Annotated in this window: 14 protein-coding genes and 1 pseudogene; 9 read left to right on the forward strand and 6 right to left on the reverse strand. The window is 40.0% G+C overall.

From position 1 onward, the window contains the following. Window positions 1-40: 40 nt before the first annotated feature. Window positions 41-823: a PhzF family phenazine biosynthesis protein gene (locus L1070_RS14750; RefSeq protein ID WP_237126112.1), complete on the reverse strand. Its 783-nt coding sequence runs from the start codon at window positions 821-823 to the stop codon at window positions 41-43. Between the two features lie 398 nt (window positions 824-1,221). Between L1070_RS14750 and L1070_RS14755 the strand changes: the two genes are divergently transcribed. From L1070_RS14755 to L1070_RS14785, 7 genes are all read left to right on the forward strand, one after another. Then, window positions 1,222-2,007, forward strand: a complete 786-nt coding sequence (locus L1070_RS14755; RefSeq protein ID WP_237126113.1) for a hypothetical protein — start codon at window positions 1,222-1,224, stop codon at window positions 2,005-2,007. A gap of 656 nt (window positions 2,008-2,663) precedes the next feature. Then, on the forward strand, window positions 2,664-4,106 hold the full coding sequence (locus tag L1070_RS14760; protein ID WP_237126114.1) for a lipopolysaccharide biosynthesis protein: 1,443 nt from the start codon (window positions 2,664-2,666) through the stop codon (window positions 4,104-4,106). Between the two features lie 13 nt (window positions 4,107-4,119). Next, a complete protein-coding gene (locus L1070_RS14765) occupies window positions 4,120-5,184 on the forward strand; it encodes a polysaccharide pyruvyl transferase family protein (protein ID WP_237126115.1) in 1,065 nt (354 codons plus the stop codon). 1 nt (window position 5,185) lies between these two features. Continuing rightward, window positions 5,186-6,244: a glycosyltransferase gene (locus tag L1070_RS14770; RefSeq protein ID WP_237126116.1), complete on the forward strand. Its 1,059-nt coding sequence runs from the start codon at window positions 5,186-5,188 to the stop codon at window positions 6,242-6,244. Beyond that, window positions 6,241-7,347, forward strand: coding sequence for a glycosyltransferase (locus L1070_RS14775; protein ID WP_237126117.1), 1,107 nt, complete (start codon window positions 6,241-6,243; stop codon window positions 7,345-7,347). The genes L1070_RS14770 and L1070_RS14775 overlap by 4 nt, the downstream gene beginning before the upstream one ends. An 89-nt stretch (window positions 7,348-7,436) precedes the next feature. Then, the gene (locus L1070_RS14780) at window positions 7,437-8,603 is read left to right on the forward strand and encodes a nucleotide sugar dehydrogenase (RefSeq protein WP_070986080.1); all 1,167 of its coding nucleotides are present in this window, start codon (window positions 7,437-7,439) and stop codon (window positions 8,601-8,603) included. A gap of 12 nt (window positions 8,604-8,615) precedes the next feature. After that, window positions 8,616-9,620: an NAD-dependent epimerase gene (locus L1070_RS14785; protein WP_237126118.1), complete on the forward strand. Its 1,005-nt coding sequence runs from the start codon at window positions 8,616-8,618 to the stop codon at window positions 9,618-9,620. A 141-nt stretch (window positions 9,621-9,761) separates the two neighbouring features. On the opposite strand, the pseudogene L1070_RS14790 reads toward L1070_RS14785, so the two are convergent. Together L1070_RS14790 and L1070_RS14795 are read right to left on the reverse strand one after the other, a co-directional pair. Beyond that, window positions 9,762-9,944: pseudogene (locus L1070_RS14790) on the reverse strand (IS3 family transposase); the annotation flags it as partial. A 249-nt stretch (window positions 9,945-10,193) separates the two neighbouring features. After that, window positions 10,194-10,313 (reverse strand): hypothetical protein, encoded by a 120-nt coding sequence (locus tag L1070_RS14795; protein WP_237126119.1) that lies wholly within the window; start codon window positions 10,311-10,313, stop codon window positions 10,194-10,196. 307 nt (window positions 10,314-10,620) lie between these two features. Between L1070_RS14795 and L1070_RS14800 the strand changes: the two genes are divergently transcribed. Then, on the forward strand, window positions 10,621-12,003 hold the full coding sequence (locus tag L1070_RS14800) for a DUF2225 domain-containing protein (RefSeq protein ID WP_237126120.1): 1,383 nt from the start codon (window positions 10,621-10,623) through the stop codon (window positions 12,001-12,003). Window positions 12,004-12,585: 582 nt separating this feature from the next. Here L1070_RS14800 and L1070_RS14805 read toward each other — a convergent pair. The 3 genes from L1070_RS14805 to L1070_RS14815 form a co-directional block, all read right to left on the reverse strand. Next, complete coding sequence (locus L1070_RS14805) at window positions 12,586-13,023, reverse strand: hypothetical protein (protein ID WP_237126121.1); 438 nt, start codon at window positions 13,021-13,023, stop codon at window positions 12,586-12,588. Between the two features lie 623 nt (window positions 13,024-13,646). After that, window positions 13,647-14,135, reverse strand: a complete 489-nt coding sequence (locus L1070_RS14810) for a DUF523 domain-containing protein (protein ID WP_237126122.1) — start codon at window positions 14,133-14,135, stop codon at window positions 13,647-13,649. 132 nt (window positions 14,136-14,267) lie between these two features. Beyond that, a complete protein-coding gene (locus L1070_RS14815; RefSeq protein ID WP_237126123.1) occupies window positions 14,268-14,567 on the reverse strand; it encodes a DUF3088 family protein in 300 nt (99 codons plus the stop codon). 280 nt (window positions 14,568-14,847) lie between these two features. Between L1070_RS14815 and L1070_RS14820 the strand changes: the two genes are divergently transcribed. Beyond that, window positions 14,848-15,417: a flagellar basal body FlgE domain-containing protein gene (locus L1070_RS14820; RefSeq protein WP_237126124.1), complete on the forward strand. Its 570-nt coding sequence runs from the start codon at window positions 14,848-14,850 to the stop codon at window positions 15,415-15,417. The last annotated feature ends 485 nt before the right edge of the window (window positions 15,418-15,902 follow it).

Raw genomic sequence — 15,902 nt, forward strand, 5'->3', positions numbered from 1 at the left:
TAACCTCAACCGCCAGCCCAAGCGCTGGCGGTTTTATTTATCAACAAATGATTTCACCTTTCATAAAATCTACCGCACTACCGATTAGGGTCACCCGCTCCCCTTTTACTTCACATAAAATAGTGCCACCGCGCAATGATGCTTGTATCGCCGATAGCTTATTTTTACCCAACTTTTGCGCCCAAAACGGTGCTAACTCACAATGGGCTGAACCCGTCACTGGGTCTTCATCCACACTCAAATTGGGGAAGAAGCAGCGACTTACAAAATCAACCTGATCGCCCGGTGCAGTTACCACAACCCCGCGTAAATCCAAGTTGCGCCAAGTATTGTAATCTGGCTCTAGTGCTCTGACTTGTGCCTCATTTTCGAGTAACACAATATAGTCAAATGCAGTAAAAACTTGTTTTGGTTCAACATTCTTAAGGCCACCAACCAATGATAGAGGTGCGGTGATCTCTTCAAGCACAGCAGCAGGAAAGTTCATGCTGTATCCTTGTGCAGTTTTACACACTTCCAAAACACCGCTTCGCGTATGAAATGATATCGACTCATGCTCGTAACCTAGATGCTCATACAACACGTGGGCACTTGCCATGGTTGCGTGTCCGCACAAGTCAACTTCATCTTTGGGTGTAAACCAGCGCAGTTCGTAACCCGACTCTGCTTGTACAAAAAATGCCGTTTCTGACAAATTATTCTCTTGCGCTATTTTCTGTAACAACGCATCGTCTAACCAGTCATCTAACGGGATCACCGCAGCAGGGTTGCCCTGAAACCGCTCATTGGTGAAGGCATCAACTTGATAAATAGGTAATTTCATAACGCTTCCAAACATTGGCCTGTAAACTCTACTTTAGCGGCTAATCATCAACAGTATCAATAAAATTAAACAATATATTGAGCAACATACCGCTGCCATCAGCTCATTCTCAATCAACTGAAGCTCAGTCACCAATCAATTTAACAAGAACTTCAATGGTTATCCCCCGTCACACAATAGTGCCTCATAGCACATTATCCGAATGTATTTCACATTGTGATGTGAATAGAACACTAAAAATATGAATATCATAATACATTGATTTATATCATTAAAAGTTCACATTCCAACATTGTCAGCGCTGTCATTTAGCCCTATGATCATCTCGCTTAAGCAAGGAAGAGCTCAGTTTTGAACTCACTAGTCAACTTTTATGAAACACAAAAGGATTAAATTGTATGAAAAAGTTAAATTTATTCACCGCCGTAGTCGCTTTAACAGCATCGACAGGCACGCTCGCATTACCTGAACAAGCATTTGATACCGATGGCTTTGAACGTGTCACTGAATATGGTTATGGGCCAATTGCATCGGCTATCATCACCAGCGAATTTGCCCACCAGTTGAATGTTTATTTGCACCCGCGTAATGAAGGTGACTCGTGCCAATATGGTAATGTTTACGCCCAGTCAACCGAAGAGCATATTGCACACGCCTATATCTCTGATGTACAAGCAAATGTTGCTATTCAACAGGCCAATGCAGAGATCCCCGAGCGGTATCTACAGGAAAACAAACGGCTACGAGTCTCTTGTACAAACGCCCAGGGCGAAGACTATGATGTCATTGTAAACATCCCAGGTGCCCCCGTGGTAGATTGGCAAATAAGTGTTGAACCAAAAGGCGGGTTTATTCATCGTCCCAACACCTATGGCTATCACAGCGCCTATGAAGTAACCAGCAAAATAAGCGTGAACAATCAAAGTAACGGTAGCCGCTGCACGACTTTGTCTAACCGTGGCGTAGAGCTTGGATTGTTCCACAACGAAGGCCGAGTTGGCCCCTTTCATTCAGATGTGTTCATGACCAATATCACCATCGATAACTACTATGCTGGCCAGCCTGTTCTATACCAAATCATTGAATGTGAAAACGCTGCGGGCAAAACCATGGCGGTAAAAGTGTTTACACTAACCAACCCTGATAGCATCTATTTGGTTGACGAAGATTTGATTGTTAAATGATGCATTAACATAATGTAGCAAGTGAAAGTAACACCTAATCACATATAAAAGGGCCGCTCACTAAGGCCCTTTTAATCTGCTAACAAATTGAATATTCAAGTTATAAATTCAGAACTTAAGTGACGAATTTTGCATGTAAGTTTGATAGACGGTTTTGTAGTTGTAGTGCCACAATAAATTTGGCTACCTCTAGAGGTAATAGAATCACCTTAACTTGCTTGATTAGATACAAATATGCCTTCATTAGAACTTCGTACCCAACAAACCAAATGTAACAATCGAAATATTAGTATTCGAACAGTTTTGTATGCGTACAAACTGGTGTAACACAAGTTTGTATTGTACAATTCCAAGCTTTTGATGTTTATGTTCAACCCAAATATTGGTTGAGGTCGTTATCAACGAACATTAGTTGTACAGTAGGGTGAATAATAGACCTTGTTACTTTATTTAAGTGGCCGTCAAAGAAGGGAGTTTTGGAGTATAGTTACTCCTCTTTCATACGGCGATGATGTTATCCAATATTCACTTTCACGATATCGGTACTGTATATTTTCCCCTTATGGTTCTCGACAAGAACTCAAAATTGCAAACCATAGAAAGGCAAACATGGACGGCGTTTCAACGGCGTTTAAAATTATTAGTGAAACCATTTGATGTTAGAGAAAAAAACGCTTTTTAGTGTGATTTATAGTTTTGTTGAGCAGCTTGCAAGACGAGGTATTACTGTACTTGTCACTTTAGTTTTGGCTTACTTTCTTACACCTGATGAATATGGCCTCGTAGCTATGATGGCACTATTCCTTACCTTGGGCCAAACCTTAATGGAGTCGGGTTTTCGTTCAGCTCTAATACGAAAAGAAACTCTTACTCAAGTAGATACAAATACTGCTTGCTTTGTCAGCCTAGCGGTTGCAATACTTGCCGTCACCCTACTGTTTTTTTGTGCCCCCGTAATTGCCGATTTTTATCAAAAACAGGAGCTAACGCTAATGATTAGAGTTAGTTCGCTGTCATTAATTTTTAATTCTCTGCATGTTGTACAAATGGCCATGCTGTCAAGAGAAATGCAATTTAAACTGATTTTGCGCGCCAACTTTCCTGCTGTATTTATATCAGGTGTAAGTGCCGTTTTACTAGCTTATATGGGGTTCGGTGTGTGGGCGCTAATAGCACAGATTCTAATCACCGCTATTTTAACTGCTACATTCCTTTGGTGGCAGAGTAAATGGCGTCCAAGCCTATCATTTTCCATGGTATCACTAAGAGAGATCTATAGTTATGGGTATAAAATTTTACTCTCTAGCATACTAGATACATTCTATAAAAACTTCACTGTTATGGTGATTGCAAAAGTCCTGACAGCAGGGGTTGCAGGGCTTTATTTCTTTGCCGATAGAGTTAGAGAGCTATTAGTCTCACAGCTAATAAACTCTATTCAAACGGTGACTTTTCCGGCTCTGTCTTCCATCCAAAACGATATTACCCGATTGAAAAACGGCTACCAACGAGTCATGTCGATAATGACTTTTTTAGTTTTCCCTGTGTTGATTACTTTGTGTGCATTGGCAAATCTAATTTTTGAAGCATTATTACCTCCAAAATGGTTGCCAGCAGTCCCATATCTGCAAATAATGTGCTTAACCAGTATCGCTATCCCACTTGCTTCTATCAATATCAATATCATGAAAGTAAAAGGTCGCAGTGACTGGTTCTTATATGTAGAGCTGTGCAAAGTATTATTGGGTCTGACGGCACTATTTTTCACCTATGAAAAAGGAGTCATAGCGATACTCCTTGGGCAACTTGCCAGTCAGTATATCGTTTATTTTCCAAGTGTTATGTTTGCAAATCGCCTTGTTGATTACCCACTTAGAGAGCAATTCTCTGACTTTGCGCCTAGCTTATTTATCGCTATGTTTACCGGCATAGTTGTATGGTGTTTACAACAATATGTGACTTTCAGCGCATGGTTTGAACTGCTCTTATTCGGTACAGTCGCGATAGTAATGTATATAGCACTTGCTATTGTATTTAGGCTAAAGGCTGCAAAACAAACGCTGCAAATGTTTAAAAACGCAAAAGTTAAAAATTCATAATAGGGGTTATAGATTGAAAACGTTTCTGCTCGTTAATGAGAATGGTTCAGACAACATTGGCGATCATGCCATTAACGAAGGTTTAAAGGCGCTGTTAAGTGAGTTAGGCTGCAGCTATTCCAGCGAGCCCTATTCTACAACACATGTCGATCTTTCAGTTGAAAGTCGCAACAATAATAATCAGGGGTCCGCTTCCTTGATGAGCCGTTTGCGTAAATCGTTGTTACAGTTCAAACCCCTTTATCTACTAATGTGGTTACTCAAACACAAAGGGAGAATTAAACAGTGCTGTGAAGTTAAGTACGACGGTATTATTATTGGTGGTGGACAGTTAATACTGTCTGGTGCGGCATTCCCGCCAGCACTATATGCATGGTCTCATTACGCTAAAAAAAGCGGTACTCCACTTTATCTACTCGGTGTAGGTTGTGGAGAGCATTTCCACAAAAGTGAATCTTGGTTAGTTCGCCGCGCATTAAAGCTAAGCAATCGAATTTGTGTCCGAGAAAACGAATCCATCACTAAGCTAAGCACATACTTTAACGCCAAAGCTGAATTTTGCCCTGATCTAGCATTTGGCTTACAACCGCTTAAAAGTTCAGCTAAACGTTCAGGGCTTATGGTTGGAATGACCGATTATGCAGTATTTCAGCGTTATCGCCATGAGGTAAAAGCGCCAACAATTAACAACTACCAAGAGTATTTAACCGCTTGGTATGACAAGGTGATGTCAGTGCATGTGTCTGGCGAACCGATTGTGTTGGCGTCTACGACACTGACCGATGCCCAGTGCAACAGAGACCTATATCAGCTGTTGTTAAATAGCCCCGCCAGCAATGACGTACGGCTAATAGATGGTGTTTTACCGCTAGATAAGTACCGTCAGGAATTGTCACAAGTCCGCAGTGTCTTTTCAGGCAGAATGCACTCTTTAATTTTAGGAAAAATAGAAGGTGCAACTATAGAGCCTTGGATAATTTCCAAAAAAATAGAAAATTTTTTGGGACTCTATGCACACAAAGATCCAGCTGTTTTAAAGCAACAGCTGCAAGTTATAGCAAGTGAAATTGGGGCCTAAGGTGAGTAAGGCGAAAACAGTCTATCTTTTAAGTCATGAACAACCCCCTATGCTTGGTGGAGCAGGTGTTGTTGCGCTCACTATGTTTGACGGATTGCTTGGGATGGGAGTAAGAGTCAAAAAAAATATAGCGGCTATCGACTTAGAAGCCCACTTAGCACGATTTGCTGGTTTGTTTTTTGTACTGCGAGCAATGTTCGCAGACGTAATCATTTTAAACGACCTGTACTATAAAAAACTTTGGTTAAGACTCTTTCGCGGCCGCTTTTGTCGACGCTGTATCATATACTTGCATGGTTCTGAGCCAGAGTTTTTGATTCACGATACAAGATACCGTAAAGCATTTTTGGCTATGTGTATGAATGCTAAGAAGGTCATCGCTGTTTCAGACTATATGAAAGAGAAATTACTCGATAGCATCACTGACCAGACATGCAAAGCGCAAATAGAGAAAAATATTACTGTGATCCGTAATGGTATAGACACAAGCTGTTTTCAGTTGCAACCAAAGCAAGACATGCATCAGGGTCTTACCATCATCACTGCAAGTCGAATTGTAAAAGAGAAGGGCTACATTGAAGTCGCCCAGCAAATAGCTCTATTACGCGACATGTTAGCTATACCAATTAGCTGGAATATCGTAGGCGATGGCCCTTTTACTAACGAGTTAAAAGCGTATGTTAAATCGTTAGACATGTCACATAATGTCCACTTTCTGGGAAGTTTAAACCATACTGAGTTAGCAAAAGCGTTGAACCAAGCAGATGTTTTTGTACTGCTATCTAACTTACGCGAATCGCTAGGTTTAGTCTTCATGGAAGCAAGCAGTTGTGGCTGCTGGTCTATCGGTTACAACCGCTTCGGCGCCAAAGAAGCCATAATACCGCAAGAGACAGGTAGCTTTGTAGACTCACCAGAGGCACTACCTCAAGCAATAGTAGACTTCTACAGCAATCCAATGAAAACGAGAAGCCAGATCAGCACTTGTGCACAAGCTCACTTTTCTTCAGTTAATGCTGTAACTCAGCTACATAAAACGATTTTAGGAATAGAAGAATGAACGTAATTTTTTACCTTGATGATTTATATGGCGGCGGCGTGCAAAGACGTACAATGCGCCTACTTCAAGGCATTAAAGATAACGATGACAACAATAGCCTTAATGTACAACTCATCGTCAATCAGCCTGGCGGTGAAAACAAGGCTATGGTACCGAAACAAGTTACCTACCACACGCTGGGGGGGATGGCAGGTCGAAAATTGGATCTAGCTCTAGGTGATAAGCTATCATCACTGGCACCGGATATCGTTGTATGCTGTATGGGTCAGCAGTTTATGCAAGCCCTAAAACATCGCTCTCGCTTACCTCAGCACTGCAGATGGTATGTAATTCAGGCTGTACCAGTCAAGCTTATAGCTTATAGCTGGCTCAAAAACAAAATCAGAGAGCTGGCTATGAAGAGATACTACCCCAAAGCAGACAAAGTACTATGTGTCTCAGATGATGTGCGTGTAACCGTTGCACGCCTCAGCCCTGTGTTACAAGAAAAAGCTCAAACTATCTATAATCCGGTAGTTTCAGAAAACCTACTAACACTCGCTCAAGAGCCTGTAGAACATCCATTCTTCAATGCTGGCAATATTGTTTTAGTCGCCGCAGGCCGTTTAAACGTGCAAAAAGACTACGGTACAATGTTACAAGCTTTCGCGCTATTAACTCAACAGCATCCGAATAAACCTTTCAAACTCATTATTCTTGGTAATGGAGAGCTAGAAGCTCAGCTACAAAGACAGATAGAAACTCTTGGTATTAAAGACAAAGTAGATTTGGCAGGGTTTACTGATAATCCTTATAAATATATACGCCAAGCAGATGTATTTGTCATGTCATCTTTGTGGGAAGGGCTACCTAATGCCATGATAGAATCGCTAGCAATTGGTAAACCTGTCGTCTCTTGTGATTGCGTCGCCGGACCCAGAGAAATTCTAAAAGACGGGCAATTAGGCACTTTAGTGCCTATGAAAGACCCGCAAGCCTTTGCTGATGGAATTATCACTGAGTTAAAGCAGCGCAGAGATACCGAAAAGCTTCAAGCAAGAGGCTGGGAGTTCAGTGTGAATAATGCTGCATCAAAATACATCGAATTATTTAAAAGTAAATAGTTACAGGCTATATGGAACTTTAGCCTCAGGTAGTTTGCTATAAAAGTTATCAAACAACCGTCTCATATTAATAGGTGGAGCTATAAATTATGAAAATAACCGTCGTGGGAGCAGGGTACGTAGGTATCTCCAATGCGGTACTACTAGCACAACACAATGATGTCATTGCTTTTGATGTCGATGAGCGCAAAGTGGCAATGTTAAATCAAGGTACATCACCAATTGAAGATGAGTGTGTCACAGAGTTTTTACGTGAAAAAACGCTGTCACTAACCGCGACATCTGACAAACAACTCGCATATGAAGATGCTGATTTCATCATCATTGCCACACCAACTGATTATGATCCCCAAACCAACTACTTTAATACCGAGACAGTAGAAAGTGTGATTAGTGAAGTTCTGGCGATTAATCCAACCGCAACGATGATAATTAAGTCGACTGTACCAGTTGGATACACCGATAGAGTTTCGGAACAATTTAACACAGAGAATCTTATTTTCTCGCCAGAGTTTTTGCGCGAAGGGAAAGCACTATACGACAACTTACACCCATCACGAATTATTGTCGGTGAGCGTAGTGAGCGTGCTCAAAAGTTTGCCGAACTCCTATCGCAAGGAGCATTAAAGCGTGATATTCCTACCCTATTCACAGGAGCCACGGAAGCCGAAGCAATAAAGCTATTTTCCAATACTTATTTGGCGATGCGTGTTGCCTACTTCAACGAACTCGACTCGTATGCTGAGGCCCATGGACTAAATACGAAGCAAATCATTGAAGGGGTAGGCCTAGATCCTCGTATTGGCTCCCACTACAATAATCCTTCATTTGGTTACGGGGGCTATTGTTTGCCAAAAGACACTAAGCAATTACTGGCTAATTACAAAGATGTTCCCAATAACCTTATTCGCGCTATTGTAGATGCCAACACGACCAGAAAAGACTTTATTGCTGATGCTATCCTAAAGCGTAACCCCAAAACCGTGGGGATTTACCGCTTGATTATGAAAGCTGGTTCTGACAACTTCCGAGCCTCTTCTATTCAGGGCATTATGAAGCGCCTAAAAGCTAAAGGTGTCGAAGTCGTCGTATATGAACCAGTGCTTGAAGACGCTGAGTTCTTTGGCTCAAGAGTCTATCGAGATATCAACGAGTTTAAAGCCTATAGCGACGTGGTAGTTGCCAACCGTGTGGTCGATGAAATTAGAGACGTAGCTGACAAAATATACACTCGGGACCTTTTCGGTTCTGATTAACGGAGAATTTCAATGAACTATTTAGTGACAGGCGCAGCTGGGTTTATTGGTAGTGCTGTAGTAAAACGCTTAACCGATTTAGGACACATGGTTATTGGTGTTGATAACTTAAATGACTACTATGATGTTTCGCTCAAAGAAGCACGCCTTAAGCGAATTGAACATACTAATTTCCAATTCATTAAGCTTGATATAAGCAACCGTGAACAAACACAAGCGCTTTTTGAGCAACACCTATTTGACCGTGTTATTCATCTTGCTGCGCAGGCTGGTGTGCGTTATTCAATTGCAAACCCACATGCTTACGCGGACTCTAACTTAGTTGGACATTTAAATATTCTGGAAGGCTGTAGAGCAACAGAAGTTAAGCATCTGATTTATGCATCATCTAGCTCTGTTTACGGCTTAAACCAGAAGGTACCATTCTCAACTGAAGACTCTGTTGACCACCCAGTTTCTTTATACGCTGCAACGAAAAAGTCCAATGAGCTGATGGCCCATAGCTACTCTCACCTTTATCAAATTCCCACTACTGGGCTGCGATTTTTCACTGTTTACGGTGCTTGGGGCAGGCCTGATATGGCGCCTCATATCTTTACTAAAAAAATCCTTGCTGGTGAAACCATAGATATAAATAATCACGGAGACATGTGGCGAGATTTCACCCATGTGGATGACATCGTTGAAGGAATTGTTCGAATAGCTGACGTTCCACCTCAGGCTGATGTTAATTGGACTGTGGAACAAGGTTCACCCGCCTCAAGCTCCGCTCCATACGCAGTCTACAATATCGGCCATGGACATCCAATTAATTTAATGGAGTTTGTTCAAGCTATAGAGTCTGAGCTGGGTATGGAAGCCAAAAAGAACTTCCGAGGTATGCAAGCCGGTGATGTTTACCGTACTTATGCGGACACGACAGACTTATTCGAAGCTACTGGCTATAAACCCAAAGTAACCGTTTCTGAAGGTGTCGCAGAGCTAGTTAGCTGGTTTAAAAGTTATTATAAAACTTAAAAATAAAGGTAACTCTACAAGGGAAGCTTTAACCTAGCTTCCCTCTCTTATAATCCAATGAAGGCGACACGTGCCAATATGGTAATGTTTACGCCCAGTCGGTAATGTTTGAGCGGTAATGTTTGAATCGACACCAATAATCTAGACACTTCTCAGCCGTTCTTGGTATCGCTTCTCATACTCTACTGGCGAAAGTAGATCATTGGAACCATGTTTTCGTTTATTGTTATAAAACATTTCTATGTAATCGAAGATATCACTTCTGGCATCATTCCTAGTTGAATACACTTTTCGTTTTACTCGTTCACGTTTTAACAATTGGAAATGTTTAAGCGTGTTTAAGCGTGTTTAAGCGTGTTTAAGCGGAGACTAAACTGTTTAAGAAACTGTTTAAGCGGAAAACTGTTTAAGAATGTTTAAGCGGACACCCACCTTTAAAAAGTAATGTTTAAGTAAGTGTTTAAGGGGACACCCACCTTTAAAAAGTAATGTTTAAGCGAGCGGACAGTTTAAGCGGACACCCATCTTAAAAGGGGGCTCTTCTGGGAATAGGCAATTAATCTTGTTTAATGCTTAAGCGGACACCCACCTTAAAAGGGGGGCTCTGGGAATAGGCAGGCCTGAAGAGACCTCTGGACAAAAAACAACAAATTCAACATGTGATTGTAACCAATCCCAATCTAGCTCTGACATTGATAAACAGCTCGCGTTGTATCGAACTTTGTTTCCGACCAAAAGACGAGCTGATCAAAACCTTTTCCAAAAGTAGCTCCTTGAACTTAGCAAAATAACAAAGAGTAATACATGGACACCCACCTTAACGTGCAAATTGTAGTGGGTATCCACATTAAGTTCGTACACATTAAGTTCCCGTCCACATTAAGTTCCCTTATAATTTAACATGTATTAAAACCATAACGGGGTTACACTGCCTAAAATAAAGTTATCATCACTACCTATGATGTTGGGCCAAACTATACAGTTAAGTTAGGAGTATACGTTGAAGTATATCTATTTATTCATTTATTTTTTTACATTAACTGTTTCGGCAACAACTTGGCATGAAAAAAAGGTTGATGATCCAATAAAACCTGGTGCTAAATGTTCGGTGCTGTCCGTCGGGAGTTATGGTAGTTATATATACAACTTTCCTTCAAAGTATGATCAGGTATTCTTTCCTTATACAGCCTCTCATGCAATGTGGTTTTGTGAGGAATCTGGTTATATCTCTTTCATTAGAGATTTTGAAAGCATCACTGAACAAGAGAAAGAAAAAATCGCTGCGTATTTAAAGCTCAATCCTCCAAAAGATATTCGTAGCTTACTATCAAAATTAGAGTTGATTGAGAAAATCTACTCATTTAGAACGCTACTTCCTGAGCACAGTAACCAAAATAAGAGGATATTGGCCTATTTATATGAGCAAAAAGATAAGTTCGACATCGCAAATAACTATAGAAAGGCCGCTCTCACTGAAATATACGAGCTTTTAAAAACAGATTTAACCGAATATAGAAAACTAGAGTACTTATATCTGAGCGCAAATTATGAACGCCAACTTGGCAACATCACTAAAAGTGACGAGCAGTTAGCAATTTTAGCCAAAGAGATTGAACAAATTAGTAACGAGAAATTGCAGCATTTTGGCAATTACTTATCCCAGTTGATGAGTGAAACAGTACATATTAAACCTGGTGGAAAGCTGAATCCTAAGGTAAGAGAAGAACACGATGACGTTTCTGAACTCCCCGAAGAGATAAACGACAAAATACAGAACGTTTCAAATGAGTGTCGTGCAGAAGTTCAAACACGCTACAACGACCTTACCCCTTTATTTGATAGTCACATTGAACAAATAACTATTGAAAAAGAGATTGAAGAATTTTTGGTTATTAGAAGTCTCTTTATCGAGACGAACAATATACCAAAACACATCCTCGATGATTATTCTAACTACAAGGGAGCTGCCAGCTTTAGAAGTGCAATAAACAATTTGAATACGAAGCACTCACAATCGTGCATGGATGAAGTTAGCCATTTTACAGACCAAATAGAGAAAGAATTTACCGAGCATATGACATTCGTTACGCAAGATTTAACACGCAGTATTACTAGAAGAATTAAGCAAATGCTCGAGAAAGACAATCCTCAAGCAATAAGAACATTGATAGATGAGCATTTAATCGACAAAAGCATCAGGCAGTTATACTGCCGTGAGATAGACTATGATATCTCTTTTGATGTGATTTGCCCCGATAAATCTATGCCTTATAAAAGTGTATTCGAAAAACTTAGCGCTCATATTTTTCACTCTCCTTTGCTAATTTCAGATCAAGAGCAAAGACAGAAGTTGACTAGAGGATTATCTTCAATTGGCCTGTAATAACCTGCTCGCATATTGGGCTAACATGCCAAAATTGGATAGCCACATAAACTCATGTCGCTATCCAATTTAAATTTAATTAGTAAGCGAAAATTAAATATAAAGCCCCTTTTCTAAACCACTACACTGGTTATTTAACTTACTATTTTTACATTATATATTTAATTTTGTTTGTTAATATATTTCAAAATAAAGCTTTAGAAACTTTAGATTATCAAGATAACGGTTTTTTTAGATGAAACGGTGGTTCAACAGTGAGTTATTCGCTTCATGTTAGTTTGTTATAAAGTGAAAAAGACCTGACAGATGATAATCTAGACAACCTTATGATTGCAGACTTTGGTAATTTTAATATCCAACTGGTTCATTAAACATTGATAATAGACAATACACACTCAGCTAGAAACCATAAACAGGTTAATGATTATAATGACCTAAAAATTTCATTTATCAATATGCAGTAGATTATTAAAACCTTTGATTGATAAAATTATCAGTGTATTAGTAAAAATCACAAAAAGTACCTAAGTGGATAGTCACTACAATTAAAGTGACTATCCAGAATAAGCTACTGATACCTGATTAATTGCCAATACTTATTCTTACAACGCCCCATGGTGAAACCTCACCTGCTGGATTGATAACTCGAAATGGGATCATATCAAACCTATTGACGCCTTGTGTGTTGTCTGCCATATACAAAAGCTTGCCTTTAAATTTGATCCAGCGACTATCTAAGGTGTTGTACGCAACCGACTGACCATAAGCCGTTTCAGTTTTGTCATAAAAACTTATTTGCTCGTACGACTTATTAGGGTCAAGTTGAATACGTAATTCGCTATTTGGGTAATCAGGGTCAAATACATAAGCATCTGCAAACACGTTATATTCTTCTTGAATATACATTTGTGCATCATATTCTAATGTTGTTTGACTAAGCTGAGGTGCAGCACTTGTTAGAGATGTGACTAATACAGAGCTTGCGCAAATTGCCTTTAACCAATGTGAGTATAATTTCATTTCAATATTTCCTTATTTTCATATGTTAACCCCACGAAAACAACGCTATCAAAATCAAATGCTTGAAGCAAATTTAATAAATTTTTTATGAGTATTTTTTCGTTTCAAGCGAACGGATTAATCAGCCTAAAAGGATTATAGAGTTCATGAAAAAACATTTAGTTAACATGGAAATGGCGCAGTATTTGAGCCGTGTGGGCTCCTAAAACTTAGCATGTGAGTGAACTAAGTTAGGTGTGCCAAAGCAGGTCTACTGCAAAGAGCTTAAAACACTGCCCCCTGACACCCCATGACAGTACGCTATCATCGGTGTTCATGTCATTCCCAGTTCGAATAGCACTTTGCTTATGCCAATCTAGTCCCTAAAAATGAAAACCTTTCCTTTAGTTTTTTGCAGCAAAAATATATTTCGAATAAGCGAAACGTATTTAAGCGAACACCCATCTTAAAAGATGTTCTCAGAGAACGAGTTAAACAATTGAGCCGCTTTTAAAGTCGGGTGGCGCTTCGCTTATGCCAACGTACCATGTTCATTTTTGATTAGTGCCAACAATGAGCGGTGATAATATCACGTTTATAGGTATCACAAAGTCAAGCTAAAGGGTCGTAAATATACAACCCCTTTAGCTGTGCTGTGCCAGCTCTGACTGAAGGCTCGCTATGGTATGTTGGCTGAATACTTTAATACCTTCGCGTTTTAGCAGTGAGGCCGTGACGCCCAAACCATCTATTTTTGTGCCACTAAATGTACCATCGTAGATTTTTGAGCTACCACACGAGGGGCTACCCTCAGCAAGAATTGCGTACTTAATTTGTCGCGTTTGGCATAATTGCAATGCATTTTGGGCGCCGGCAACAAATTGTTGGGTAACATCTACATCATCACTTGTATGCACTTTTGCAGTACCGAGCAGGACGTCCTCCCCTTTACCTGCAATTATTTCTGCGGGGGCTCTGGGAATAGGCAGGCCTGACGAAACTTCTGGACAAAAAACAACAAGTTCAACATGTGATTGTAACCAATTCCAATCTGGCTCTGACATTGATAAACAGCTCGCGTTGTATCGAACTTTGTTTCCGACCAAACACGAGCTGATCAAAACCTTTTCCAAAAGTAGCTCCTTGAACTTAGCAAAATAACTGACATTTGATTAATGGGTTAAAAATACAGACTAAAATTGGGTAAAAGCAAACAGTGTGTCAGCTTTTAACCCCTGTTTAATTACTCGTTAGGCTTAGACTAACTAAGGATGTACCTTAGCGCCGCCAAATTCCTTTGCTAAGTAATTAATTATTTCTATTGGATCGGTAATCGTTTTACTTTTTTCTAATATAAGAACGGGTAACCATTGATTATCTTCACCCAATAACTCAATAACTTCTAATCGGGGTTTAGGAAAATCAATGCGGCGAATATCTACTACATCTTCCCAGTGCCTATTAACTGATAACGCACCTTCTATTAGCGCACAATGCGAACAAATCCACATTTCCCCCGGTCCATCTTCGAATGGCATTTTTAGAACAAATAATTTTGGCTTCACCGACTATAACTCTACATTGATTTGCGAATCTCTAGGCCTTGTACGGTAGTTTACCTTGTATCGTTTGTATCTACCAACGTCCCTTTTGTTACAGGGTAGCGCGACATCCACCAATTAAACTTCAATACCGTCAATCAAATACAGGTGCCGCTCTTCATTCCTACAGATTTGTATAGCTTATTCCAAATTGTTATATTGCGTCCGCAAATTGATTTTTGGGTCAATCTTTCATGTATTGTGCCCGTGATTTCTTTGCGTAATTAAACTTAAGGATGAAGATATGAAAAAATTACTCTTACCATTATTTATGGTTGTCGCCACAGCCGCCTTCGAAAGCGCGTCATCAGCGCAAGCATCTGACGTTAAAACGTTAGAAAAAGGCACTTCCGTAAACCTCTCTTTTGGAACATCAAAGGTAAAGCTGGGATTAAATTTACCATCAGGTCGTTTTGAGCCGATATTAGATACGCAAAATTTTACGCCAGATGATGTCTTCAGCTATAACGCAAGCACTGCTGCTTATGTTTGTGCGCGTGATGGCACTCAGCAGTTATTGCAAATCTACCTGCTTCGAGTTGACAGTTTAAAGTGGGATGCATATTTTAGCTTAGATGGCGAGTTAGTGAATATTGAAGAGGGCGCATTGGGTGGCTCTGGTGTTAATAAGGCGTCTATCGAGTTTGACGCAAATGGTGAGTTTGTAAGGCAAATTCCTTATATATTAAACACAGTTACAATCCACGCTCCAAGATTAAAGCAAAAAATTGAGTTCGACTTTTACAGTAGCGAAACAACCAGCTTTGATGCGTATTTTGAAGTAAAAAACTTTGCTGTTAACGGATGTAGATAACATCTAGCTCTCACATGAGAAATACATGGACATCCACCTTAACGTGCAAATTGGAGTGGGTGTCCACATTGCAAATTACATTGCAAATTGTTAAGTTCTCAAACTGGAGTGGGCACATTAAGTTTTCGTTGGGTATTCCCTCTCGTTTATGTTGGTCTTTTTACGTACACTGTCAAAATACACGAAAATACACGGACACCCACTTTAAAAAGCTCCCCTCACAGCCACACGAAGCGACTTGCCAATACTTTTTTGCTTAAATTATCAAACCGAGTACCTTTTAAAGAAAAACTTTAGGACGTATGCAGTCTATTTAAAGCGTTTTGCCTGTAATTTTGCCATGACTCTCCCTACCCTTTCTTTTCAGCATCTGAGCACATTATTTAGTGAAGTAATTGTCGATTAGGCCAGTAACGCTTTGCTACTGTTGCTATTTCGTCGTCGCTTCAGAGTGGCTCTGTTGTAACTACCACATCAAATTAACT

The sequence above is a fragment of the Pseudoalteromonas sp. MMG022 genome (genome assembly GCF_021654245.1).
GTDB lineage: Bacteria > Pseudomonadota > Gammaproteobacteria > Enterobacterales > Alteromonadaceae > Pseudoalteromonas > Pseudoalteromonas amylolytica.

Excerpts from the sequence above, each read along its gene's own strand:
- L1070_RS14750 (WP_237126112.1), bottom strand. The coding sequence starts at position 823 with ATGAAATTACCTATTTATCAAGTTGATGCCTTCACCAATGAGCGGTTT.
- L1070_RS14755 (WP_237126113.1), top strand. The coding sequence starts at position 1,222 with ATGAAAAAGTTAAATTTATTCACCGCCGTAGTCGCTTTAACAGCATCG.
- L1070_RS14760 (WP_237126114.1), top strand. The coding sequence starts at position 2,664 with ATGTTAGAGAAAAAAACGCTTTTTAGTGTGATTTATAGTTTTGTTGAG.
- L1070_RS14775 (WP_237126117.1), top strand. The coding sequence starts at position 6,241 with ATGAACGTAATTTTTTACCTTGATGATTTATATGGCGGCGGCGTGCAA.
- L1070_RS14780 (WP_070986080.1), top strand. The coding sequence starts at position 7,437 with ATGAAAATAACCGTCGTGGGAGCAGGGTACGTAGGTATCTCCAATGCG.
- L1070_RS14785 (WP_237126118.1), top strand. The coding sequence starts at position 8,616 with ATGAACTATTTAGTGACAGGCGCAGCTGGGTTTATTGGTAGTGCTGTA.
- L1070_RS14795 (WP_237126119.1), bottom strand. The coding sequence starts at position 10,313 with ATGTCAGAGCTAGATTGGGATTGGTTACAATCACATGTTGAATTTGTT.
- L1070_RS14805 (WP_237126121.1), bottom strand. The coding sequence starts at position 13,023 with ATGAAATTATACTCACATTGGTTAAAGGCAATTTGCGCAAGCTCTGTA.
- L1070_RS14820 (WP_237126124.1), top strand. The coding sequence starts at position 14,848 with ATGAAAAAATTACTCTTACCATTATTTATGGTTGTCGCCACAGCCGCC.